This is a genomic window from Romboutsia lituseburensis (assembly GCF_024723825.1).
Classification (GTDB): domain Bacteria; phylum Bacillota; class Clostridia; order Peptostreptococcales; family Peptostreptococcaceae; genus Romboutsia_F; species Romboutsia_F lituseburensis_A.
In genome coordinates this window covers 247,914-274,650 of the sequence record NZ_JANQBQ010000001.1, presented here as the reverse complement: position 1 = coordinate 274,650, position 26,737 = coordinate 247,914, and the positions used below count along the sequence as shown (strand labels likewise).

The window sequence follows — 26,737 nt, the reverse complement described above, 5'->3', positions numbered from 1 at the left end:
TGTTATATTGTTTGTACTTCTCTACATACTAAATCTTCTGATATGATTAAGTCTGCCTCAGTCATTTCTATTAACTCTTTAACAGTTACCCCTTCACTAATTTCTGTTACAAGTAATCCCTTTTCAGTTACTTTCATAACAGCAAGTTCAGTTACTATCATATCAACTACATTCTTTGCAGTCAATGGAAGGGTACAGTTTTTAAGTATTTTAGATTTTCCTTTAGCAGTATGTAACATTGCAACTATTACTTTCTTAGCTCCAACTACTAAATCCATAGCTCCTCCCATACCAGGAACCATTTTCCCAGGAACTATCCAGTTAGCTAAGTTTCCATTTTGATCTACTTCTAAAGCTCCTAATACTGTTACATCAACGTGTCCTCCTCTGATTAATCCAAAAGACGTTGCTGTATCAAAGAAAGCTCCATCATCATTTATAGTTACACATTGTCCACCTGCATTTGTTATATCTAAATCTATTTCATCTGTATCTGCAACTTTTCCCATTCCAACCATTCCATTTTCTGATTGGAAAGTTACATTTATTCCATCTTCAATATAATTTGTAGTTAAAGTTGGAAGTCCTATTCCTAGGTTTATTAATTGACCATCTTTAAATTCTTGGGCAACCCTTCTTGCTATAGTTTCTTTAGGATTCATTTAATTAGCCTCCTTTACAATGTAATCTACTACTACACCTGGAGTCATAATCATTTCTTTATTAATTTCACCAGTATTTACAAATTCTTCTGCTTCAACAATTACAATATCACTTGCCATTGCTATCATTGGATTAAAGTTTTTAGTAGTTCCTTTGTACACTGTGTTACCAAATTCATCTACTATACTACCCTTAACAAGTGCTATATCTGCTCTTAATGGCTCTTCTAATAAATACTCTTTATTATTAACACTTACTTTTTGTTTATTTTCTTCTACTAATGTTCCTACCCCAGTTGGAGTTAATATTCCACCTAAGCCAAATCCTCCTGCTCTTACTCTTTCTATAAGAGTTCCTTGTGGAGATAATTCTACTTCAAGCTTCCCTTCATTCATTAACTGACCAGTCTGTGCATTAGTTCCAATGTGTGACGCTATAACTTTCTTTACTTGATTATTTACTATTAATCTTCCTATACCTCTATCCACAAAAGAAGTATCATTTCCTATTATAGTTAAATTCTTAGCATCTGATTGTATAAGTGCATCTATAAGTTTCTCACCAGTACCACATCCTAAAAATCCACCTATCATAATAGTCATATCGTCTTTAAAAATATCTTTTAATTTTTCTAAAGATATAACCTTATTCATGTTTTTTCCCCCTAATATATTTTAAGCTTCTTGTGCTGTTAATTCCTTAACTTCTAAACCTAATATCTCACGAGCTTCTTTTGGTGTAGCTACTTGTCTTCCTAATGCTTTAACAATATTTGCAGCTTTTTGAACTAATTCTCCATTAGATTTAGCTTTTACACCTTTTTCCATATAAACATTATCCTCAAATCCTACTCGGACATGCCCTCCCATTAACACACTTAGTGCTATCATGTCAAACTGACATCTTCCTACACCACTTACAGTGAAAGTAGCATTACTTGGTATGCTTTGTCTCATAAACATTAAATCTCTATATGTTCCACTTATACCACCATTAACTCCCATTACAAAGTTAAAGTGCATATTATCATTTATAAATCCTTTTTTGTTAAGTCTTAAGGCCATGTCTACCATACCTTTATCAAATACTTCTATTTCTGGCTTAACATTTAATTCTATCATCTTTTTACCAAATTCTTTTATAGTATTTTCAGTGTTAACAAATATATCATCTCCACCAAAGTTACAAGTACCACAATCTAATGTTGCCATTTCTGGATGTAAGTTTACAGGCTGTACTCTTTCTTCATTGCTCATTCCAACTGCCCCTCCAGTTGAAGGTTGAACTATCGCATCTTTACAAACCTCTTTTATTGCATCTATACATTCTTTAAATCTATTTATATCTTGAGTTGGAGTACCATCATCATGTCTTACATGAAGATGTATTATACTAGCTCCAGCATCATAAGCAGATTTTGCTTCTCTTACTACTTCTTCTACAGTATATGGTACATTTTCATTATGTTCTTTTGTTACTTCTGCACCACTTATAGCTGCTGTAATTATTACTTTTTCCATATTAAGCGGCTCCCCCTTTTTTAACTAATATCTTTGCTTGTCTTTAGGTACTACACAAGTTCCACTTGCCTTACAAACTACTATTGGTTCTTCTAAAACATCTGCTGCTGAATCACTTATATCAAATCTTGGTACTATAACTTTTCTAGCTTCAAATACCATTTTTCTTGAACTATTTCCTACCTTAACTATTTCTCCAACAGCTTCTATATAATCTCCAGCATATACTGGTGCTAAAAATTCAACACTATCGTATGCTTTGAATAATCCTTCATCCCCATCATTTTGAATAAGTAACTCAGTAGCTACATCTCCAAATAATTGAAGCATTTTAGCTCCATCTACTAAATTTCCGCCATAATGTGCATCATGACTTCCCATTCTAAGTCTTATCATTGCTTTCATATTAAGTTCCCCCTAATGAATATATATATTAGCTAATTGGTATAGATTTTTACCTATACCAATTAGTTAAAATCTTTTTTCTATGCTAACTCTTGTATTAAGTTTTTAATTACTTTGTTAACATCTCCTACTAAAGAAAGGTCTGCTACTTCAAATATTGCTGCATCGCTATTGTTATTTATAGCAATTATATATTCAGACTCTTCCATACCAGCTAAATGTTGTATTGCTCCTGATATACCACAAGCAATATATACATCTGGTCTTACGGTCTTACCTGTTTGACCTACTTGACGAGATTTATCAACCCATCCTGCATCAACTACAGCACGAGAAGCACTTACTTCAGCTCCTAATATATCTGCTAATTCATATACAGCATCCATATTTTCTTTAGAACCAATTCCTCTACCTGCTGATATAAGAACCTTTGCATCTTCTATGTTAACCTTTTTTACATTTTCCTTAACATATTTTAATACTTCTACATTCTTATCACATTCTGAGAAATCAACGTCTATCTTTTCTATATTACCTGTTCTAGCTATATCTCTTTCTAGCTTTTTCATAACTCCAGGTCTTACAGTACTCATTTGTGGTCTATGATTTGGACATATTATTGTAGCCATTATATTCCCACCAAATGCTGGTCTAGTCATTAATAATCCTTGGTTTTCTTCATCTATTTCAAGTGATGTACAGTCTGCTGTAAGCCCTGTCCCTATAGTAGCACTTACTCTTGGAGCTAAGTCTCTACCTATTGTAGTTGCTCCTACTAAAACTATATCTGGATCTTTTTTGTTAATTACTTCTGTAAGGGCTTTAGTATATGTACTAGTTAAGTATACATCTAAATTTTCATCTTCAACACAAACTACTTCATCTGCTCCATATTGTATAAGCTCTTCACTTAAATTTTCTATATTATGGCCTAATAGTACAGCACTTAATTTATTATTTATTTTATCAGCTAACTCTCTACCTTTTCCTAATAATTCCAAAGAAACATTTTGTAGTTCTCCGCTTCTTTGTTCAACAAAAACCATTACACTCATCGTTTTTCCTCCTATTAATTACTATCTTTTTTAGTAATTTTTTTGTCAAATCATTTTTTAAGCTTTTGCTTCAGTTAGTATAAACTTTTCTTTTAAAGAATTTATAATTAATGATGCTGCTTCTTGTTCTCCTACATCATGAAGTGTACCTTTAGCCTTAACTCCTTTAGTAAAAGACTTTTTAACTTTAGTTGGCGAACCTTTTAATCCTATTTCTTCTAAGTTAACTTCTATATCCTTTAATCCCCAAATTTCTATCTTATCTTCTGACATACAATCGTATATTCTAGATATTTTCATGTATCTTGGACTATTCATTTCTTTTAAAGTAGTTACAAGTACTGGCATCTTAGCCTTTATAACTTGATATCCATCTTCAAACGCTCTGTTTACTGTTATAGTGTCTCCTTCAACTTCCATTTTTTCAACATATGTTATTGATGGTATACCAAGATGATTTGCAATTTGAGGACCAACTTGTGCAGTATCTCCATCTATCGCTTGTCTTCCTGCTATTATTAAATCATGCTCTATATTTTTTATAGCACCTGCTATTGTTTTTGAAGTTGCAAGTGTATCAGCTCCAGCAAATGCTCTGTCTGTAAGAAGTATAGCTCTATCAGCACCCATTGCTAAAGCTTCTTTTAGTGCATTTTTAGCTTGAGGAGGTCCCATTGTTAATACAGTTATAGTAGCTCCCGTTTGCTCTTTTATGCTTATTGCTTCTTCTATCCCTGCTTTATCATCAGGATTTATTATACTTGGAATTCCATCTCTTATTAATGTACCAGTTTTAGGATCTAACTTTACTTCTGTTGTATCTGGCACTTGTTTTATACAAACTAATATATTCATGTTTTTCCCTCCCAAATTTCTCTCAAGACTATTTAAGTAAGTTTGCACTTATTACCATTTTTTGAACTTCACTTGTTCCTTCATATATCTCAGTTATTTTTGCATCTCTCATCATTCTTTCAACTTCATATTCACGTGTATATCCATATCCACCATGAAGTTGAACTGCTTTAGTAGTAACTTCCATTGCAACTTCTGCAGCGTAAAGTTTTGCCATTGCTGCTTCTACACCGTATGATTTACCTGAATCTTTTTTAGTTGCAGCATCATATACTAAATGTCTTGCAGCTTCAACCTTAGTTTTCATATCAGCTAATTCAAATTGAGTATTTTGGAATGCAGCTATACTTCTACCAAATTGCTTTCTTTCTTTAACATAGTTAACAGTAACATCTAATGCTCCTTGAGCTATCCCAAGAGCTTGTGCTGCTATTCCTATACGACCACCGTCTAGTGTCTTCATAGCTATCTTAAAGCCTTGACCTTCTTTTCCTAACATATTTTCTTTAGGTATTCTACAATTTTCAAATATCAACTCACAAGTTGCAGACCCTCTTATTCCTAATTTCTTTTCTTTTTTACCTACAGAGAAACCTTCAGTTCCTTTTTCAACTATGAAAGCTGATATTCCACGAGTTCCTTTAGATTTATCAGTCATAGCCATTACTACGTATGTATCGGCTGGTCCTGCATTAGTTATAAATACCTTTGAACCATTTAATACATATTCATCTCCATCTAATACAGCTATAGTTTGTTGACCTGATGCATCTGTACCTGCATTAGGCTCAGTTAAACCAAATGCACCTAGCTTTTCACCTTTAGCTAGAGGAACTAAGAATTTTTCTTTTTGTTCTTTTGTACCAAACTCAAATATAGGACTTCCACATAATGAAGTATGAGCTGAAACTATTACCCCTGTAGTTGCACATGCTTTAGATAATTCTTCAACAGCCATTGAGTAACCTAAATAGTCTCCACCTTCTCCACCATACTCTTTAGGGAAAGGTATTCCTAAAAATCCATATTTGCTCAATTTTTCAACAGTTTCATATGGAAACTTTTCTTCCTCATCTATTTCATGAGCTATAGGAGCTACCTCATTTTGTGTAAACTCACTATACATTTGTTTTAATAATTCATATTTTTCCATTAAAAATTTCCCCTCTTTTCTGAAAATGATTAGCTTTTTTATGATTAAACTAGTTCCTCAACATCCATCTATATATAGTGTAGGAGCTCTAGATTAACTTCTTTTTTAAATAAATTAGTTATAATCGTAAAATCCTTTTTTAGTTTTTCTTCCTAGTATTCCACCTCTAACCATCTTTTTAAGAAGTGGATGTGGTCTATATTTTGAATCTCCAAATTCAGTATAAAGTACTTCCATTATATTTAGACATACATCTAAACCTATAAGGTCTCCTAATGCTAAAGGCCCTATTGGATGATTAGCTCCTAACTTCATAGCATCATCTATATCTTTTGCACTAGCAATATTTTCTGCAAATATTCCTATTGCCTCATTTATCATAGGTACTAATATTCTATTAACTACAAATCCTGGTGATTCTTTTACGCTTACTGGTGTTTTTTCTAATTGTGTGGATAATTCTAATATTGTCTGATGTGTTTGCTCTGATGTTAGCATGCCGTCTATTACTTCAATCAATTTCATAACTGGTGCTGGATTGAAGAAGTGCATTCCTATAACTTTATCTGGTCTGTTTGTGCTTACTGATAAATCTGTTATTGATAAAGATGATGTATTTGTTGCTAATATAGTTTCTTTCTTACATATAGCATCTAAATCTTTAAACAATTGCTTTTTAATTTGTATATTTTCAACTATAGCTTCTATTACTAAATCACAGTCTTTTGCTTTTTCAAGGTCTATAGTTTTTTCAAGTCTACTTAATATTTGAATTTTATCTTCTTCTTTTATTTTTTCTTTTAATACTTTTCTATCTAAATTTTTTGTTATTAATTTAACACCTTTATCTACAATATCTTCACTTATATCTCTAAGAATTACTTCATGCCCATTTGATATAAATACTTCAGCAATACCACTTCCCATAGTACCGCTTCCTATTACCATTACTTTCATGATGTGTTCCCCCTAAATATAAAATGTATATATTTCAATGTATAAAATATTTACACATTACCTTCTAATGAACTATTTACTTTTTTAATAGTGTTTATGAATTTTGCTTCTCTCTTTTCTAAGAAAGCACTCATACCTTCTTCTTGATCTTCACTTGCAAAGCATAATCCAAATAAATTACTTTCTAAGTTTATGCCTTTATCTATATCCATTTCATAACCATTATTTATAGCGTTTTTAGCATATCTAAGTGCTATTTGCCCTTTAGTTGCTATTAAATTGGCCATTTCTAAACATTCATCTAATAATGCTTCTTTTGTTGTTACTTTATTTACTAAACCTATATTTTCAGCTTCTTCTGCTTTTATTATTTGTGCTGTATATACAAGTTCTTTAGCTTTTGCTATACCAACTATCCTAGGTAGTCTTTGAGTTCCACCAAAACCTGGAATTATTCCAAGATTCGCTTCTACTTGTCCAAACTTAGCATTTTGGCTTGCTATTCTAATATCACAACTCATAGCAAGTTCTAAGCCCCCACCTAAGCAAAATCCATTTATAGCTGCAATTATTGGTTTCTCACAGTTTTCTATTTTTTTAAATATGGAATTTCCATACTCAGAAAATTTTACCCCTTCGTTGAAACTCATTTCCTTCATTGCTCCTATATCAGCTCCCGCAACAAATGTTTTCCCAATACCTGTTATTATTCCTACATAAATATCTTCATCATTAGAAATAATATCAATAGCTCTATCTAAGTCCTGTAAAACCTCTTCATTCAATGAATTTAAATATTTTTCTCTAGTAATCTTAATTGTATAAACATTCCCTGATTTAGTACAATTTAAATTTTTAAACACTTTCCCACCCTCTTATACTATTAACTTAAGTACATTTTTTCAAAATTCGTTTTTGTTTGTGGTTATATATTATATTTCTACATGTTCGTTGTAGAACCCTTTTATATATATATGTATATTTTTTAATATTCACATACTAATATTTTCATAATAGATGTTTCATTTAATCAATTTGATTTTAAGGTTAAGTATTTATATTGATTTAACTATTACACAAGTTCCCATTCCTCCACCTATGCAAAGAGATGCTAACCCATGTTTTAATTCTCTCTTTTTCATTTCATATAAAAGTGTTGTTATTATTCTAGCTCCAGATGCACCTAACGGATGTCCTATTGCTATTGCTCCACCATTTACATTAGTTCTTTCTTCAAACCAAGCATCATCAACACCATAATAATCTTTCAACTCTTTTATTACACCTAATGATTGAGATGCAAAAGCTTCATTTAACTCTATCAACTCCATATCAGCTAAGTTCATGCTAGCTTTGTTTAATGCATCTTTTATAGCAGGTACAGGTCCAAGTCCCATTACTGAAGGATCTACTCCTCCTTGCCCTACTGATACTAACTCAGCTATTGGCTTTAATCCATGTTCCTTAACTGCCTTTTCAGATGCTACAAGCACTATACTAGCTCCATCATTTATACCAGATGCATTTCCTGCTGTTACAGTTCCGTCTTTTTTAAATGCTGGTCTTAATTTTGAAAGTTTTTCTAAATCTGTATTTCTATTTGGATATTCGTCAGTATCTACTATTACTGAACCTTTTCTTGTTTTCACCTCTATTGGAACTATTTCATCTACAAATCTTTTGCTATCTATTGCATTGATTGCTTTTTGTTGAGATTTGAAAGCAAATTCATCTTGCATAGCTCTTGTTATATTATATTTTTCAGATACGTTTTCAGCAGTTATTCCCATGTGGTAATTATTAAATGCATCAGTTAAACCATCTAATACTAAACTATCTTTAAGATTCATACCACCCATTTTACTACCAGTTCTTATTGAAGTTTCTGTTACATATGGAACTTGAGACATTACTTCTACCCCACCTGCTACTATTAAATCTCCCATTCCTGCTTTTATTTGTGAATATGCAGTCATAACTGTTTTCATACCACTTCCACATATTATATTTACTCCATAAGCTGGAACTTCATATGGTATGTCGGCATTTAATGCTGCTTGCCTTGCTATACCTTGACCTTGACCTGCTGGTAATACATTCCCTAATATTACTTCATCTATTTTACTTACATCTACCTTATTAGTTTCTATTACTGATTTAATTACTTGACCAGCAAGTTCTGCTGGTTCTACTGTAGATAATCCCCCTAAAAACTTACCGATTGGACTTCTTTTTGCATCTACTATATATACTTTAGACATTCTCTTTTCCCCCTACTTCTTAAATCTTCGAAATTTGTCTCTATTCCAAATTTTATATCTTTTTTTGAAGTTTCTCTCTTTAACATAAGTATATATAGGTAGAGCTTCTTTGTAAAATTCCAAAAAACTATACGCTCATAACTTTTAGTTATAAGTTTAACAAATTGTATTTATACAAAAAATACTTTTAATTATTTCATAAAAAGTATTAACTACTTTATTTTATTTTTGATTGATTATCTTCTTTCTTACTTTCATGTTCTTTTCTGATATGATTTGTTGCATACTCTACAAATAGCTTTAGTGTTTTAGACATATATTTATCCTTTTTAACTATAAAACCAATATTCCAATTTATTCCAGGATTAGAGATAGATATCATACTTACTCCATTCATTTTGTATCTCTGAACTATTGGTTTTGGCATTATTGCTATTCCGTAATTTAGGGCTACCATCTCTAAGATAAAATCCCATTGTGAAATCTTCATTACTATATTCGGCTCAAATCCCGATTTTTTGCAAGCATTTATTGTTTTATCGTACATCATAAAATTTTCATTAAATACAATAAATCTTTCATCTTTTAGTTCTTTCATATCAACACTTTTTCTATTAGCCAAAGGATGATCTTTACTTATAGCTAGCATTACATCTCCACTTACTATCTGTGATGCTATTATACTGTCTTCTTCTACCGGAAATATTACTGCTCCAAGTTCTATACTTTCATCTACTACTTTATATTTTATATTATTTGCTCCTTCTTCTATTATCTTGATATCTATGTCTGGGTATTCTTGTTTAAATTTAGCTACAGCAGATGTGAAATACACACTACCTATAACTGGCGGTATCCCCAATGTTAATTTTTTCCTGCAATTTGTTATGCTATCTTGAAGTTTAAATATCTCTGTGTTTATAATATCAATAGATTTTTTTGCATTTTCATAAAATATTTCACCTTCATATGTTAAGTTAAATTTTTTTGTATTTCTTTCGATTAATTGCGTTTGTACTTCTTGTTCTAAATTTTTTATTGCTTTGCTAAGAGCTGGTTGGGATATATATAAATTATTCGCAGCTTTAGTAAAACTAGTTTCTTTTACTACTTCCAAGAAGTATATTATCTCTTTTATATTCATATTCTTATTCCCTCTATCCTTTTATTTTGTATATACCTGTCAGTATATAGTTTTATATGTATTTAGTTTAAATTCTTACTTCCCTTAACTCCATATTAACATTCTTAACTTCATATTAACATTCTTATAAAATACTAGCAACATAGGTAATTTATATATAAAAAATAGCATGAGTCTGATTCTATATCGAACTCATGCCATTTTTTATGATTTGTATGAACTTTTAAAATATATATAAATACTTTTTTTAAGCCCCTATTACTAATGTTGATGCATATTTTTTAAAATCCATATCTAACTCTTTCTTTCTTATAATTTAACTTATTTTAAATACAGCTCTTATAGTCAGTAATTTTCATTTGTCTTTTTTCTTACATGCATATAGACGTTTAATCTGTGCTTAAAAGTTTTATTATTTTATGTTAATTATTATTAACATGTTTTATGGTGTTGAGTATATATTCAAAAAGCCTTGGAATAATCCAAGGCTTTAATACTTTTTAATTTATTTTAATTTTTTATTCCAATACAGTCCTATTTATATCATTGAAATTTAACTATATCTTCTTGTTTTTTATAAAATTGATCATAACCGCTGAAATTTATTTTAGAATCCTCTTTAACTAAATTTACAACTACCTCGCAATTACTATCTACTACATTTAAAGGATAAAAATTATTATTAGTATAATCTAAATACTCAAAAAGAATTGTCTCCGATAAAGTATACTCCAAAGTAACAACTAGCTCCTTAACAGACTTTTTATTATGTTTTTGTAAAATATCCATCTCTAAATTGTACTTCACACCAGGAAGCAATATATTTGAATTTTGTCCTTTATCACTTCTAATAAAAGTATTATAATCTAAGTTTAAAACCATTCCTTTGTCAGTATTATTTGTAACACTAAAAAGTAACTTCGATCTTTTATTACCTAAATACAATTTATCTAATTCAATATCAACACCTTCATAATTTTTTTCACTAGAAATATCTATAGCTTTATACTTTCCTAATTTATCTAAAGGTATAGGATCTCCCTTATGTTCTATAATTGTAGCATCCTGATATTGCTCATGTTGTATCGGTTCAACAGGTTCATTTTTTATATTAAATCCCCCAAATAATAATAATGGTATCAAGAAAATAGCGAAACTCCCTGCATTGCCTTCCTTTTGTTTAATATTGTTAATAGAAATACATTGTTTAGAAAAAACTCCATGAACTACACTTATATTGTCCATTGAATCTATACAATAAGTTTCATTTAACTTTAAACAGATTTCTTTTTTGTTTTTGTAATCTGTAACAACAACCATATAAAAAACAGAATTTTTTTTACGCTCTTCATATACTCCAGTACAAACACCATCTATAGTCGTAAATAATGAAAATACATTTTCTAATAACTTTATTATGTTTTTTATAAAAAAATACCCTACTACAAACGTAGTTAATATAAGACCAAAATTTATAAAAAATAATACACACATCAATATTGCTACAATATTCATCGTTATATTTGATGCTCTATCTTCAATATTTATCTTAACTTTGTTGTCAAACCAAAATTTACGTCTCCAATTCTTAGTATCTATATCTTTTTCATCATACTTTTCATTTGTTATTTTTTCTAGCCAAATTCTTTTTCTATCAAATAAACATGCTTTTAAATACATTTCCTTAGCAAAGTGTAGGAGCATACTCGCAGCTATTAATAAGATACTTGGTAAAAACAACTCTTTATCTTTAGTTAATACTAAAAGTATTATAGCTCCAGTAATATTAAGGGCTATAAATATTTTATATGAATATAGCTCTTTGTTTAATATTTTTATCTTTCCTTTGTCTTCACATTCTGATATATTTTTTGATTCTGTGCTTATTGCTATAAATATAAAAAATAAAAACATGATTTGAAAAATAAAGTACCATATTTTATCTCCAATATCTATATTGTATATTATTTGAAATAGTTTTATATCAGTACTTATGATACCACTGTTTATTAAGCTTTGAATTGGCTGTATTAGAAATATTATGTATAGTATATATACCATATTGCATAAGCCCCCAACTTTATGCTTAGCCTCCATATTTGCTCCCCCTGTTATATTGTGTAGTTGTATCCATTATAACATATATTGATATTTGAAAAGCCTTGGAATAATCCAAGGCTTTATCATAAATAATATATTTACTAACTGATTTAATATTTCATTTTGTCAGGTATTACCCCTCTAACTCCACCTTTAGGACATGATGTATCTCCAATATACCTTGGTATTAGATGCACATGAACATGCATAACAGTTTGTCCTGATACTTCTCCGCAATTTACACCTACATTATATCCATCTGGAGAGTATTTTTCATCAAGTAGTTTTTTTCCTTCATCTACTAATTCAAATATAGATTCTCTCTCATTTCTTGTTAAATCAAAAAAATCTTTTACATGTCTCTTAGGTATAAAAAGCATGTGTCCTTCATTTACTGGAAATTTATCAAATATAGCATATGCTACTTCATTTTCTAATATGTAATTATTCATTTCACAAAATATACAACTCATAATTATTCTCCTATCTTTAATACTATTATCCTGAATTTAATCCTACGTCAGAAATCCCTACATGGATTAAATACATTTGGATTACTTATTTTCAAATCTATTTTTATAGTATTCCTTAGTTCTAAACTCTATAGCATCAAATACATGTTTTACAAACTCTTTGTTATCAAAGTAATTTTTTAATTCTTCATTTAAACAAACATCTTCTCCATCTAAATAGAAAAATTCACTACTAGTTTTACATAAAAAATGTACTGGATTTTTTCTAGCCAAACTTATATATTGTTTTCTACCCCAAGTTGTGAAGTTAGATGTTGCTTTGTCCTTATACATATCCACAGCATTTGATCCTTTACTATAAAATTCTGTAAAAGATTTATATAAATCATCATCATTTATTTTTAATTTAATATTACCATTATTGTAAAATGATAACAATACAGGTAACTTATATGTTTTACTCATACTTGTAGTTTCTATAAATTTTATAAAATCATGTCCAAGTGTATTTATAAATAATTTTTCACCTTCATTAAGTTCATTTATATCATCTAAAAATTTTATGTAATCTCTAAATGCATTTAACTTTGACTTTTTCTTAATGTTATTATATAAATTATCATCCATATACGTAAATAAATCTACCCTAGATGGTATTTTATTTAAGTCTATCTTTATATTAAAATATTCTTCTTTTATCATATCCTCTATCTTTTGATTTGCTTTTCTCATTTTTTCAAATATATCTACAAGTCTAAAATCAAAGTCTACAAAACAGTCCTCTGGATAATCTTCTTCTTTAGGTATTATATCTGTACATCGTTCTCTTATTTTGCTATCTCCTGTAAGTAAATATGGAACTAAGTTTGCCTTATTATAATTACCTATAAAATCTAATACATTTAGATATTTTTTATCTTTATCCAATCTTAAGCCTCTACCTAATTGTTGTAAAAATACAGTTGGTGATTCAGTAGGCCTTAAAAACATTACCATATCAACTGATTTTACATCCAACCCTTCATTAAACATATCAACAGAAAATATTACTTTTACATCTTCATCTATAAGTTTTTTTAAAGCGACACTTCTTTCTTCATTGTACTGACCATAATTGCCACTATACACAGCGCATGAAGGTACACCACTTTCATTAAAATATTTAGCCATAAACTCTGCATGAGCTTTACTTGTACAAAATCCTAGCGCTCTTTTAGATTTGTATTTTTTATAATGTTTTAAAATTACATTAGCTCTATTATTTATACTTAATGCTTTTTCTAATTCTTTTTCGTTGTATTTACCATTTTTAAATTCTACATCGTCATAATCTATACTATCATCATAAATTCCATAATACCTAAATGGCACTAACCATCCTTTATCTATTGCAGTTTTTAAACTAGCTTCATAGACTGTATTATAATTACAAACACTAAATACATCTTTATTATCTAGTCTATCTGGTGTAGCTGTTATACCTAACATAAACTTTGGCTCAAAGTAGTTTATAATATTTTGATAGTTATTTGAAACAGCATGGTGAAATTCATCTACCACTATGTAGTCAAAATAGTCTTTAGGAAAGTAATTTTCATTTAAATACTCTTCTTTTCCTAAACTTTGAACAGATGCAAATATAATATCTCTATTAGTATCTTTTATAGAATTCATAAAAAATCCCATATTATATCCTTCTTCATTATAATTATCACTATTGTATAAATTATTTTCTAAATTACTTTCTGCTACTTTGTCATAAGCTTCTGTACTATAATTTTTATATTTATCATTTCTTATATTTTTAAAGCTTTCATAAGCCTGTTTTAATATTTCTTCTCTATGAGCTACAAACAAAACCCTTTTAAACTCCTTGCTATCAAATGCAGCTAGGTATGTTTTACCTATACCAGTAGCAGCTACTACTAACCCCTTGTCAAATCCATCTAATCTAGTCTTTTTAAGTTCATATAGTGCTTCTATTTGAGCCCCCCTAGGTTCAAACATACTACTTACATTTTGTGATGTGTTATCATCATAAACATAATTTATATCTTCTTTTTGATGATTTACATTTGCATAGATTTTGGGTCTTTTCCATGTTTTTGAGTATTGTTCTAATTCATAATCATTCACTATTATAGATTCATTATTAAATAAATCTTCAAATACATCTTTGAAAAACTTAAAATCATCATAGTTTGCTTTTTTATCTATTCTATAATTCCATTCTATACCACTGGTCCATGCACTTCTTGAAAGGTTAGAAGATCCTATAAATATTTCGCCTTCTTCATTTTTTTCAAATATATATGCCTTTGCGTGAAAACTCCTTTTCGTGTCATTATAAAATCTTAAATCAACCTTATCTCCTAGTATATCTTTTATAAGATATAGTGCTGATGGTTGCGTTATATTTAAATAATTTCCTGTAAGTATTCTTATTGGAATATTTTTGTCTTTTATCGCTTCTAAGTCTTGTTGAATTAATTTTACTCCACTTTCCATTAAGAATGATACTATTATATCTATTGATGTTGCCGTATGTATGCTTTGTTGAATCCTTTTATATAAATGATCATCATGACCGGTTATACAATTTAAGTTCATATTTTCTACCTTTCTGGTCTTATTTTATTTAGTTATTATTTCCAATTTATACTTATTATATTTTATCATCTTTTGACAAAGGTTTATGTTAGTTTTATAATTTTTATATTATTATTTTTTGGAGGTGCTTTTATGAAAGTTTATGATAAGTTAGTTAGGGATAATATTCCTGAAATCATAGAGTCTAGTGGTAATAAGTGTGATATTGTTAAGGTTTCTGATGATGTAGCTCTAGAGTATCTTTACAAAAAGCTTAATGAGGAAGTTGGTGAGCTTTTAGAAGATAAAAATCTTGATGAGATTGCTGATGTTATGGAGGTTCTTTTTGCTATTGGTAAAAAGTATGGTTATAGTGAGAATGAGATCCTTGATAGAAGAAATCAGAAAAAGAATTCTAGAGGTGGCTTTGAAAAAAATATTATTTTAAAGAAAACATATTAAAAAATTACTGGGTTTATTAATCCAGTAATTTTTTTATAGTATTATATGAAATTAATATGTTAGATACAGAATTTTTCCTAAATAATCTTCTACCCTAATGCCTAATCTATTGGCTCTAATTCTGTAATTAGTATATGCTTTATAAGGCAAGTCACACATTTCCCATAGATCATCCCAGTAATAGATTTCTAATGTATGATTTTTTCTAAAAAGCTCAACACTGTGTTTTTGATTATTAATATCTATTACTTCATATGGTATTCCCTTAATTTCAATATATTTATCTTCCTTAACTAAGTAAAAATCAGGTGTATATCGTTTTGCATTTTTTAGTTTAAAAATTTCTGGCTCATACTCAAATTCAATATTATTCATTATCAAATGATTTGCATATATAACCTCATAGCCAGATCTACAATAAATAATTTCCCCATGTTTTTTGAAGTACCAACTTTTATTTCTACTACTTTTAAAATGACTTAAAATATTTTCACTCATCCTTATACTACTCATTTCTCTTGCATGACACCCACAAGATGGTGTATTATACTGATGTAAACTTCCATAGGATCTTTTTGTTATATTACCACATTCACATTTGCATACCATCTTGTAATATTTTTTAGTATTTGCTATTTCTACATCTATAATAGTTAGCATACCATGTTTTTCTCCAACCCTTTTTAAAGCTTCTTTATAGTTTTTTTCTTGATATTTACTAAAATTTTTTTCAAAACACCCACAACTTCTGGTGTCTCCATTGTTTAGATATTTTGCTTTAGTTTGTATAATATTTCCACAGTCACATTTACATTTATATACTTTACGACCTTCTTTAGTGTTTTCTACTCTTTTTATAGCTATTAGTTTTCCAAACCTTTTTCCAATTATTTGATCTGGCTTTGGCTTTGTGGATAAATCATATTCTCTCATTAATCTTGTCATTGTAGTTCCAGATATATTTAGTATTTCTGACATTTCTCTTTGATTGTATCTTTTCTCTATTAGATTCATTATTTTTTCTTTTGGGATCATTTTTCGTGGTGCTGGCATAAATACTACCTCCGTATCATAGTGATGCATATTTAGTGCTACTATTAGGTTTTACTAAAATCACTGTGTTATGAACGGAATTTTTTGGATATAATACGGATGAGGTGATGTTATGATTAATAAAGATGTTAATATGAGGACTTCTTTGACTATTCCTAAAGAACTTAAATGTAAGTTGGAGATTCTTGCTAAGCATGAAAAGAGAAGTGTTAATAATTTGATTGTTTATGCTTTGGATAAATATGTTGAAGGTGAGTTGAATTGTACATACAGCAATAAAAAGTAAAATACTACCACTTTTTATTATATGTTTCAGATATTTTTATTTAACTCTATATCATTAGCTTTTTTGTATACTCACTTATTATAATTTCTAGTAAACTTAAATGTCTAGTACAATTGTCTATGATAACTTAGTCACTACTAACTATCCTAAATAGTTTACTTAGGTTAATTACCAATTTATACTTACATATTAAAGGAATCAATACAAATAGGGCTATGATTTTAATCATAGCCAGAGTAAAAATTTATATTTCAATTTTGTAGTTTACAATCTTTAAAACTTCATCACGGATAAAATTATACTTACCCATCTTGCTTTCATCTAAGTTATTTATATAAAACTTCCCTGGAACTTGTTGAATATCTCTTACCTCTACATCAAACAAATCACTTAAAAAGCTACTTGCATCATATTTAAATTCAACAATTTTAACTATATCCTGTTTACATTCTTTATTCATTAAACTTTCTATAAACGTTATCTCTTCATGTGTACTTGATTTAGACTTATTTTCTATAACAAGTAACGCACCATAAACATCACTGTATGAGCACTTTTTTATGTTATAATACTTAATATTTAGTTCATTTTTTATTCTTGTAAACACATTGCTAAAGTAACTTTCACTATAATTTGAACTACCAATTATACTTATAGTTCTACTGGTTGCTGAATCTTTTACTTTTGGCTCAATTATATTTAAAGTTTTATATGCTGTTAATGCTTCAATTACTTCTTTCTTAGACTTTACTAATTCGTACTCTTCTTTTTCACAATTAATATTACATACGCTTATTTTCCTATTTATGTTTATTTCCTTCAATTTAATTTTTGTTATATTTCTTATTTGCTGTACTACGTCTTTACTGTATTGATAAATATTTACTATTTCATTGTGTAGTTTGTCTTCTACTTTTATTTTTATATCTAATAATTGCTTTTCTATATCTACTATATTGATATCTCCAATATTAGCTGATGCAACATATTCTTTTTCATTAGGTAGTTTCTTAGCTGTTTTAAATGTAATGTGCTTATATCCCAAATTATTTCTAACTTCTTTTAGACATGCTTTCACAAAGTCAACATCATCTCTAGAAAGTATAACTCTAACACTACCATCTTCCTTCTTACTTAGATTATTAATACGTGCTTCTATATAGTCGCCTACTTTATAAGTATGTAATATATCCTTGTTAAAATATTTAATTATTGATTCTGCATCATATCCAATATCCACTTGAATTTTTTTAGATGAAATACTAGTTATCTTGCCACTTATTATATTTCCTTTTTCCTTCAAAATATTCGTATAGATTTCACTATTTGTATATTCAGGTGTAACTATATCTGTAGTTTTTACATCTATATTTACTTCATTGTTTATTTTAATATTTTGAGTGCTTATTGATGGTTTATTCTTAATTTCTATTTCGTACTCATATATATTTTTCATGTTAGATTCTTGCTTTTCTAATAAATCTCTAATTCTAAATTCATCTGCTTTGTCTACTACGGCAATACATTTTCTACTTACCTTGTCTATCTTTATATCAAGTTCATCGATACCTAATATGTTTGATGCAAATTTTTCTACACTTTTATCGTATATAAATATACCTACATGTTCACCATTTAAATATTTTTTCATTTCTCTAGAAATATTGTCTATCTCTTCCTCATAATCTTTACCATCAAATACAACTATTACTATACACGTACTCTTTCCTTTTATTCTTTTGTATTTTTGTATTGTACATTTGTTAAGTCCATATTTTTCTCTTAACTTATTAAACAATAACCTGGGCATATTTTCTGATTCATTTGAAATGGTTACTTCTATACAATTGTCTTTCATTTCTACTTCCGAAATATGACCATATAGTATATCATCTGGTTTATATCTATTTATAAAGTGTTTCTTCATCTTTATAGAAACATGTTTATTTCTTTCTTCATTATTTGGTGTCATATAAATATGTTCATTATCGACATCTATAACTTTGCCTTCTATGAGTAATCCCTTATCCCATATATATTTATCATATAATTCTTCTAAATTAGTTTTATCATCTAACTCTTTTGCAGCTTCTTTGATAATATTTGCAATATCATCCTTTGATTTTTTTTCTAGTTCTATTTCAAGATTTAAACCTTCTTTTATAATTTTGTAATATTTAGTTATTACATGATAAGATACATACTCATAAGCTTCTGCTAATAAATCTTTGCAGTTGTTGATATGGCCTACTAAATCAACAAATTCATTTTGAGTATCAATGTTAATATCCATTTCTAATAATTCATCTTCATCAACTATTTTATGTTTGTTAATAATCTCTTGTACAATATCTATTTCTTCTAGCCATGTTGGAATATATTTGATTATATTTAAAAATTCTATATAATCATTTAAAGTCTTTATTTGTATTGTTTCTGAATATTCTAAAATTTTTGATAATAATTCACTATACTTTTTAAACTCAATAAATGTAAGGCCAATTTGTTCTAAATCCTCTACTAATATGTTTTCATCTAAAAATACTAACTCACTATCTATATAATTCATTATCTTTTCTTTAAAATCATCTATTAATGTAAGTTGATCTGGTAATGTATCATTATCAATTCTAATATCTTCTAGAGGATTAACTTCAATTTCTACTTCTTTAATTTTCTCAATTTCTTTGACAACTTCTACCTCTTTTATTACTTCTATTTCCTTTATATCCTCTTGTGTACTTTTCTTATTTATATTACCTCCAAGCAAACTATTATAAGCTATATCTTTAAAACACTCTATATCTTTATTAGTATATATTGTGTTAGCTTTAATGTTTCCATAGCATATTACCTCTCCTAATGCATTTAAAAAGTTACACTCTATATCACCAAGTATTATAGTCTTTCTTGTAATTACAATATCTTGAGTTGTTTTTATATTTTCTATAAATATATATTCTTCGTCTAACATTAAGGTTTCATTTGTATCTATATTATCAATGCATATCAAAGTACTATTCTCTTTTCGTATGCATCTAGTTTTATCAAGTTTCAACGTTCCTCCCCCTTGCTACTAATATGTTATTATATTGTAATCTTGCTTATCAAAATCATTTGCAAACTCTGATATATTGTCACTGTATGTTATATACAGATTCTTTTTAGCTCTAGTCATTGCAACATATAGTAGTTTTTTCTCTATATTTTTTATTTCATCTATATCATCCTTTATCATAGACTCATCAATATCTTCATTTTTTAATAGTTCTTGAATCCTTGATTTTTTAGGATAGTTTTCATCATCAAACTGTATTAAGAAAGTATGGTCAAATTCCAAACCTTTTATGTCATATGCTGAAGCATAAAAAATTTGCTTTTTACTATTAGGGTCAAACTTAGCTCCATAGTTTTTAGTATCTGCAACATACATAAAATGCCTTTTTAGTTTATTTAAGTTTTCTGAACACTTAATAGAAAGCCCACTTTCTTCTCTATGAATTATAGCTACCGTTTCATTAGGATTATTTAAATGAATTTCCTTTATTTTTTGTATTACATATTCTATTTCGGATTCTGAATTTTTGCAACTCACTATAATTGGTTTGTCTCCATCTCTTACAAAGTTTCTCTTGTCTAGCTTGTGATCTCCATTATCAAAGTTTAAAGAATTGGCAAGCCTCATTATTTGTGCGCTACATCTATAGTTTTTATTTAATGTTCTACTTCTACCTTTTTCATTTATGTTTATTCCTAACTTTTCATATGAATATGGACTTCTTCTATGAATTGTTTGCCTCGGATCCCCAGATATTATTAAAGATTTTTTAGTTAACATTACCAATGACTTAATTTGCATAGGTTGTAAATCTTGCACCTCATCTACAAAAACATAATCATATTTATAATTATTATCTATCCATCTATTATTATTTAATAGCTCAAGCGCATAATCTTCTAAGTCCATATGATTATAGAACTGTTCTTTAAGCATTCTAGTGTATTCTACAAATATCTTGAATATAGTATTTCTTTGTTTCTTAGTAAGACGAATACTTCTTGAGCGCCCCTTTCTTTCTACTTCTAAATACTCCTCTTTAGTAATAAATCCATTTTCTTTCATCCACTTTATTTCGTCCCTTACAAAATACTCATTGTGAGTAGAATATAATTTTTCGTCTTTAGGTACACTATCAAATTCTTTATTTCCTTCAGTTTTATATTTATTCAATACCGAACCTATTCTAACTAAGGCTAAAGATTCATTTCTTATTATTTCATCTTGGGTTAATTTAGAGTTCTTCTTTTTATCTATTACACCTAAATCTTTTAATAGTTTATATGCCATTTCATGATAAGTAGTAACATCTACATAGTGCCTTTGTTTATTTACTCTATACGCTTCACTTCCCTGTAATTTTTTTCTAGTATCAGCTATAAGGGTATGATTATATGAAATATATAAAACCCTCTTAGGCTCTCCTTCTCTTATTATTGTATTTATAAACTTATACAATAGCGTAATACTTTTTCCTGTTCCTGCATATCCATTGATTAACATTTGGTCTTCATCATGGTCTATTATTTTAATTTGGTCAGGAGAAAGTTCTATATCTTCGAAGAAATTATAATCAATATAATGCTGCCAACTTTTAGCTACATTAGAAAAAAAATTTATAAAATCATTTCTATTAATTAGTTCGCTCAACTACATACTCCCCCTTCTGGCAAATTAAAATATGTGGACACATAGTACAGTGTCTACCTTGATGAGATAATTCTTCGTTACTTAAATATTTTATAACAAATTCATCAAATAATTTTTCTGTATCCAGTTTATTATCTTCATATCTATTTTTCACTTTATATTTTTCTGTAACTAAATACTTACTTCTAAGGATTTGTAATCTATCAATATTTTTAGGATAGTTTATATTTTCATATAAATAATAATCCTTTAAAGAGAAATTCATAGTATTTGTTATTATCATATTTTCCTTAGTAGTATCATTCCACTGAGGGAAAATAGGAAATATAAAGTTCTTTAGGTTTTCTTCATAGTTAGGAATATCCCTTTTTAGCAGTGATATCAAGGTTGAAAACACTAGTCTATGATGAAAATCTGTTTCATATACTACATTTGATTCTAATATATTGGAATAAATAAACTTCATATAACAAAAGTCTAAATCTCTAAATCCTACAGGAGATATAAGTTTGTTTTTGTTACTTATATCATTAGTAATTATATAAGGCTCCTTTTTTATATCTTCAATTTCTACATCATCTAGATAATCTAATAAATTATTTTCACTAGTCTCTTCTTTTTTATATAAGTTTTTTAATATTCTAAGCAAAATACTTTCACTATCACCATCTCTTAGATTTTTTATAAAACTAAGTACAATAGTACCTTTATAATTTACTATTAAGTTTGCTATATCAAAGCTAAAAAACTGTTCTATATTATTTACTGATAATTTTGATATTTGTAAACTTCTTCTTAGTTCATAATGTTCTTTATAAAAATCTGTATCTAAGATTTTTTCTATAAACTTGTGATTTATATACTTACCTATTATTTTCTTGGATTCTAAGTATTTTTGATAAGCTTTAAAAGATAAATCAGTTATATGAATTTGATCATATACATTTCTTTGCCAATCTCCATCTAAAGTATCAATAGGTAGTATTTGATTATTTTTATTTTTATTGCCATTATGCATAAGTATATATATTAGCTCTTTTATATCTTCCTTATATATAAATTCAATATCATGAGAGTAATTTAATACGGTGTATATTTTCTTTATAGTATCTTTATAATTATCATCCTCTTTTAGATTGTTAATAAACTCATTTCTCTTCATTATTCCTTTTATGAATTCACAGTTTTTATTATAATCTTGAAATTCATCTTCTCTTTTTAAAGTATTTTTTAGTATATACCTTAATCTTTCTACTAATGTTTTGAACTGAATTAATGTAATATCATAATTTTCAATATTTACATATGAAATACATCTAAAAGGATTTGATAAAAACATTTTTACCCTATCTTTACCAATTTTTTGTTTAACTTCATTTTCTATAGTATCACTAGCAAGTTTTAGGTATCTAAGCTCTTCAATTCTATTAATTATATCATCTATAGTATTTACACCTTCAAAGTAGCTTTCTAGATTTTTCATAAAATCTAAATAATCAATGCCATTTATAATCCTATTACCTTCTTTTATCTCTATCCACCCTGAAGTAATAAGCTCTGTTAGCAATCCATAGTTAATGTATATATCTCCATTTTTATTTTTACAGTTATACATATTTACCATAAACCTAACTAATGGCATATTATACTCTTTATCTTCATCTATATCAAACACTTGATTTATTAATATTGTATCTAGTGCATAGTATGATACATCCTTATTTTTATCATTATGTAATTCATTTTTAAATTCAAAGCTACCTAAAAACTCTTTGAATATAATTTTTCTCTCATCATTTTTTATTTCTTTTCCTTCAATATAATTAATATAAGAACTTTCTTTTATATGATTATGTCTTTTATAGGTACTATCATCCCATTTGAATAACTTTTTTGTATATAAGTTCTTCCATGGTTCATCAATTGCACCAATATTAAACTGTGGTATTCTAAAAACTACCTCATAACCTAAATACTTTAATCTATTAAAAAATACCATTCTTGATAAATGTAAATTGTTAAAGTTATATAAATATATTTTTTGTATATTAGCATTGTTATTATTTATATACTTATCCTTTAAATTAGTAGCTGAAGATAGCTCCTTTATTATACTTTGTGCACTTTTATTTTGTACAAATCGATTAAATACTTTTATGATAGTTTCTTGTTCATCATTAATACCATTTATACTTGGTATAACTCTTATACCACTTTCAATTAAGAACTTAAAATCACTAAATAATATACTTAAATTCTCTTCTTGCATTAAGTTTTGGTCTACATCATTATTTATTAAAATATTTCTTAATTCAATTTTTAGTCTATTAACATTTATAGAATCATATAGCTTAGGATAAATATCACCTAATAAATGTTCTATACTTTTTATTTTCCATTTATTTATATCATCATTTTTTAACTCTAAAAATAACTTTTCTAATGATAAATTTGATGTTATATGCATGGCATTTTCATTTAAATCTATACTCGAAAAATATTCATAAGAGTTGTCATGTTTCTCCACCCTAAACATTATATTCTTCCTCCGGAATTAGTGTCATCCATGAGTTAACATAGGATGACGTTATACTCTTTTTATGAACATAAAGTTCTTTTTTAGCCCTAGTCAAAGCAACATAAAATAATCTAGTTTCTTCCCCTATTATTTCTTGCTTCTCATCATAATTTAAGTCTTTAAATAAGTTGTTGCTTACTGTTTTTATATCATTTCCTAATACTAATTTATACGCAATATTTATATTTTCAAATTCATCTCTATTTACTATTACCTCTATATCCCTTTTATTAGATATAAATTCGTGTGTTGTTTCTGGTACTATAACATAGTCAAACTCTAGACCTTTCGCCTTGTGTATAGTCATACACTTTACGAAGCTTTTCTTAAATGAGTCACTTATCTTTTTCATACTTTCTACATCATTAGTTTGTATATTTATTCTTAAATAGTTTTCTATACTGTTTAATGTGGCTATATTTCCACTAAAGTTTTTTCTTATTAAAAATATACAATGATCTAAGTTCATTTTATATTCAGTTGCCATTACCTTTGCATCTTCTTTAGTAAACTTACCTAGTTGCTTTTTAAAGTACTGAACTTCTGGTTTTACTTCTTTTATAATTTCTTCTATTAAACTAATAGGTGATTCTACTATTGATTTATCAATGTATTTATTCCATCCAATTTTCTGCATATATTCTTTTAGATAATTACTCATAGTATAGTCATCAAAAGATATATTTTTCAGTAAATTGATTTTATCAATACTCTCCTTACAATAAGAAGTATTAAGTAATGAATATATAACTCTATTGTCATTTTTATTTATCAAAGATTTTATCATTATATACAGATTTCTTACAGGCTCGCTTCTAAAGAAATCTCCTGTAGATGTTACTTCGCAAGGTACTCTATTTTCATCACACAGTTGCTTTATTTCATCTACATCACTATTACGTCTGACTAGTATACATAACTCTTCATCTTGTTTTTTATTTAACAAAACCTCTTTTATTAAATCAATTCTACTTTGTGATATCTCCAAGTTCTTAATTTCAATTTCATTCTCTAGGTCATTGTTTTTTAAAGAGTATATTCTATCAATTTCATTATAATTAAATCTATCTACCTTATTACCTATATTTACAAACCATTCATCAATGTTGCTTAATAAACTCCTATTTGTTCTATAGTTTCTTACTAGACTAAATTCATTTAGTTCTTCTACTGATATTTCTTTAAATTTTTCCTTTAGTTGTTCAAATGCAGTATAATCAGCTCCCCTAAATCTATATATACTTTGCTTTTCATCGCCAACTACAAATATTCTAGAGTTTGAATGTTCGATTATCCAAGATATAAAATCTACTTGAGTCTTATCTGTATCTTGGAACTCATCTACCATTAGAATTTTAAAATCTAGATTATGCCCGCTCTTAAATTCTAAGTTTGGTAATTTTTTTATTAAATCATTAATTTCCCATGAGTTAGTTTCTTTTTTTATTTCTTCTAGTTCATTTGTCACATTTTTAATTATATATTCAAGCATTTTGCTAAATCCTAAATCATCTAGCCCAAAGTTTACGTTATAGTTTATAGAGTTTGTATCAACTGCAAAGTTATCAAGTTTCTCTATTACTGCTACTATCTTTTTTATAAGTTCATACTGAGGTATTGTTTCAAATGTACAGTATATCTTGCCATCTTGAGAGTTCTTAAATTCTTCTATATATTTTTCTATTAGTCTATATCTTTTGTACTTAAATGTTGTTATTTTAAAGTTATCATAAAATCCTAGATGCTCTCCATGCCTTTCTAGCACGTCTCTAGCAAATGAGTGTATCGTTTGTATTCTCATGTTTGCTACTTCATCTAACCATTTTAGGTACATGTTATTTTTAGTAAGATTATAATAATCTTCTATTCTTTTTATTAGCCTTTCACGCATTTGTATAGTTGCTTCATTTGTAAATGTTATTAGTACTACTTCGTTTAGTTTGAAGTATTTGTTTATATGTTTTAGAAATAGTATACGGTTTATCATTGCTGTAGTTTTACCTGTCCCTGCTCCAGCTCTGATAAGTATATTTGCATCTACTTTTGAATGAACTATGCCAAATTGCTGGTTGTTGAATTCATTTTCTTTATCTTGACATATCTTGTTATAGAATTCGGTGTCAATTATTTTGTAGTCTAGTGTTTTTATTCCTTCTTCAAATAAAGTGTTGTTTATTTGGATAATTACTAGGAAATAATTATTTATGGCACTTTGTAGTTCTTGTATTAGGTTTTGCTTGTTTATTGTTTCTTTTATGAATAAAAATACTGTGATTCCATTTTTTAGGTATTGTAATATTTTTTGTGTTGTTTCTATATCTAGTTTGTTTTTGTATATTGATATAGAGTATTTTGCTGTATTTCCCCCCAATTGAAACACCTCCTACTTTAGTATTTATACTTTTATTTTAACAGTTTTATATATATATATAAATATTTTTATAAACTTACATAAATTTCCTAATTATAAACATT

21 protein-coding genes are annotated in these 26,737 nt (G+C 27.8%); 2 read left to right on the top strand and 19 right to left on the bottom strand.

Annotation, left to right across the window (positions count from 1 at the left end):
* Nucleotides 1-2: 2 nt before the first annotated feature.
* From NWE74_RS01325 to NWE74_RS01260, 14 genes are all read right to left on the bottom strand, one after another.
* On the bottom strand, nt 3-662 hold the full coding sequence (locus tag NWE74_RS01325; protein WP_258241444.1) for a 3-oxoacid CoA-transferase subunit B: 660 nt from the start codon (nt 660-662) through the stop codon (nt 3-5).
* A complete protein-coding gene (locus NWE74_RS01320) occupies nt 663-1,316 on the bottom strand; it encodes a 3-oxoacid CoA-transferase subunit A (protein WP_258241443.1) in 654 nt (217 codons plus the stop codon).
* A gap of 21 nt (nt 1,317-1,337) precedes the next feature.
* The gene (locus NWE74_RS01315) at nt 1,338-2,183 is read right to left on the bottom strand and encodes a 3-keto-5-aminohexanoate cleavage protein (RefSeq protein WP_258241442.1); all 846 of its coding nucleotides are present in this window, start codon (nt 2,181-2,183) and stop codon (nt 1,338-1,340) included.
* 24 nt (nt 2,184-2,207) lie between these two features.
* A complete protein-coding gene (locus tag NWE74_RS01310) occupies nt 2,208-2,588 on the bottom strand; it encodes a hotdog domain-containing protein (RefSeq protein WP_258241441.1) in 381 nt (126 codons plus the stop codon).
* An 80-nt stretch (nt 2,589-2,668) separates the two neighbouring features.
* The gene (locus tag NWE74_RS01305) at nt 2,669-3,643 is read right to left on the bottom strand and encodes an electron transfer flavoprotein subunit alpha/FixB family protein (protein WP_258241440.1); all 975 of its coding nucleotides are present in this window, start codon (nt 3,641-3,643) and stop codon (nt 2,669-2,671) included.
* A 57-nt stretch (nt 3,644-3,700) separates the two neighbouring features.
* Nucleotides 3,701-4,498 carry an electron transfer flavoprotein subunit beta/FixA family protein gene (locus tag NWE74_RS01300; RefSeq protein ID WP_258241439.1) on the bottom strand — a complete coding sequence of 266 codons (798 nt, stop codon included), beginning with the start codon at nt 4,496-4,498 and terminating at the stop codon, nt 3,701-3,703.
* A gap of 28 nt (nt 4,499-4,526) precedes the next feature.
* Nucleotides 4,527-5,651 (bottom strand): acyl-CoA dehydrogenase, encoded by a 1,125-nt coding sequence (locus NWE74_RS01295; protein WP_258241438.1) that lies wholly within the window; start codon nt 5,649-5,651, stop codon nt 4,527-4,529.
* A 114-nt stretch (nt 5,652-5,765) separates the two neighbouring features.
* Entirely contained in the window at nt 5,766-6,608 is an 843-nt protein-coding gene (locus tag NWE74_RS01290) for a 3-hydroxybutyryl-CoA dehydrogenase (RefSeq protein ID WP_330666262.1), read from the bottom strand.
* A 50-nt stretch (nt 6,609-6,658) separates the two neighbouring features.
* Nucleotides 6,659-7,471, bottom strand: coding sequence for an enoyl-CoA hydratase-related protein (locus NWE74_RS01285; protein WP_258241437.1), 813 nt, complete (start codon nt 7,469-7,471; stop codon nt 6,659-6,661).
* 192 nt (nt 7,472-7,663) lie between these two features.
* The gene (locus NWE74_RS01280; protein WP_258241436.1) at nt 7,664-8,869 is read right to left on the bottom strand and encodes an acetyl-CoA C-acetyltransferase; all 1,206 of its coding nucleotides are present in this window, start codon (nt 8,867-8,869) and stop codon (nt 7,664-7,666) included.
* Between the two features lie 217 nt (nt 8,870-9,086).
* The gene (locus NWE74_RS01275; RefSeq protein ID WP_258241435.1) at nt 9,087-10,013 is read right to left on the bottom strand and encodes a LysR family transcriptional regulator; all 927 of its coding nucleotides are present in this window, start codon (nt 10,011-10,013) and stop codon (nt 9,087-9,089) included.
* A gap of 543 nt (nt 10,014-10,556) precedes the next feature.
* Nucleotides 10,557-12,110, bottom strand: a complete 1,554-nt coding sequence (locus tag NWE74_RS01270) for a hypothetical protein (protein WP_258241434.1) — start codon at nt 12,108-12,110, stop codon at nt 10,557-10,559.
* A 113-nt stretch (nt 12,111-12,223) separates the two neighbouring features.
* Nucleotides 12,224-12,586 carry an HIT family protein gene (locus NWE74_RS01265; RefSeq protein ID WP_330666261.1) on the bottom strand — a complete coding sequence of 121 codons (363 nt, stop codon included), beginning with the start codon at nt 12,584-12,586 and terminating at the stop codon, nt 12,224-12,226.
* Between the two features lie 81 nt (nt 12,587-12,667).
* Nucleotides 12,668-15,196 (bottom strand): DEAD/DEAH box helicase family protein, encoded by a 2,529-nt coding sequence (locus NWE74_RS01260; protein ID WP_258241433.1) that lies wholly within the window; start codon nt 15,194-15,196, stop codon nt 12,668-12,670.
* Nucleotides 15,197-15,328: 132 nt separating this feature from the next.
* On the opposite strand from NWE74_RS01260, the gene NWE74_RS01255 reads away from it, so the two are divergent.
* On the top strand, nt 15,329-15,637 hold the full coding sequence (locus NWE74_RS01255; RefSeq protein ID WP_258241432.1) for a nucleoside triphosphate pyrophosphohydrolase: 309 nt from the start codon (nt 15,329-15,331) through the stop codon (nt 15,635-15,637).
* Between the two features lie 51 nt (nt 15,638-15,688).
* Here the strand turns inward: NWE74_RS01255 and NWE74_RS01250 are convergent, their stop codons facing one another.
* Nucleotides 15,689-16,690, bottom strand: coding sequence for a hypothetical protein (locus NWE74_RS01250; protein ID WP_258241431.1), 1,002 nt, complete (start codon nt 16,688-16,690; stop codon nt 15,689-15,691).
* A gap of 133 nt (nt 16,691-16,823) precedes the next feature.
* On the opposite strand from NWE74_RS01250, the gene NWE74_RS01245 reads away from it, so the two are divergent.
* Nucleotides 16,824-16,976: a ribbon-helix-helix domain-containing protein gene (locus tag NWE74_RS01245; RefSeq protein ID WP_258241430.1), complete on the top strand. Its 153-nt coding sequence runs from the start codon at nt 16,824-16,826 to the stop codon at nt 16,974-16,976.
* A 244-nt stretch (nt 16,977-17,220) separates the two neighbouring features.
* On the opposite strand, the gene NWE74_RS01240 is transcribed toward NWE74_RS01245, so the two are convergent.
* The 4 genes from NWE74_RS01240 to NWE74_RS01225 are packed head-to-tail and all read right to left on the bottom strand — an operon-like array spanning nt 17,221 to nt 26,633.
* Nucleotides 17,221-20,034: a hypothetical protein gene (locus NWE74_RS01240; RefSeq protein WP_258241429.1), complete on the bottom strand. Its 2,814-nt coding sequence runs from the start codon at nt 20,032-20,034 to the stop codon at nt 17,221-17,223.
* An 18-nt stretch (nt 20,035-20,052) separates the two neighbouring features.
* Nucleotides 20,053-21,684 (bottom strand): 3'-5' exonuclease, encoded by a 1,632-nt coding sequence (locus NWE74_RS01235; RefSeq protein ID WP_258241428.1) that lies wholly within the window; start codon nt 21,682-21,684, stop codon nt 20,053-20,055.
* Entirely contained in the window at nt 21,668-24,220 is a 2,553-nt protein-coding gene (locus NWE74_RS01230) for a hypothetical protein (protein WP_258241427.1), read from the bottom strand. The genes NWE74_RS01235 and NWE74_RS01230 overlap by 17 nt, the downstream gene beginning before the upstream one ends.
* Nucleotides 24,213-26,633 carry a UvrD-helicase domain-containing protein gene (locus NWE74_RS01225; RefSeq protein WP_258241426.1) on the bottom strand — a complete coding sequence of 807 codons (2,421 nt, stop codon included), beginning with the start codon at nt 26,631-26,633 and terminating at the stop codon, nt 24,213-24,215. The genes NWE74_RS01230 and NWE74_RS01225 overlap by 8 nt, the downstream gene beginning before the upstream one ends.
* Between the last annotated feature and the right edge of the window lie 104 nt (nt 26,634-26,737).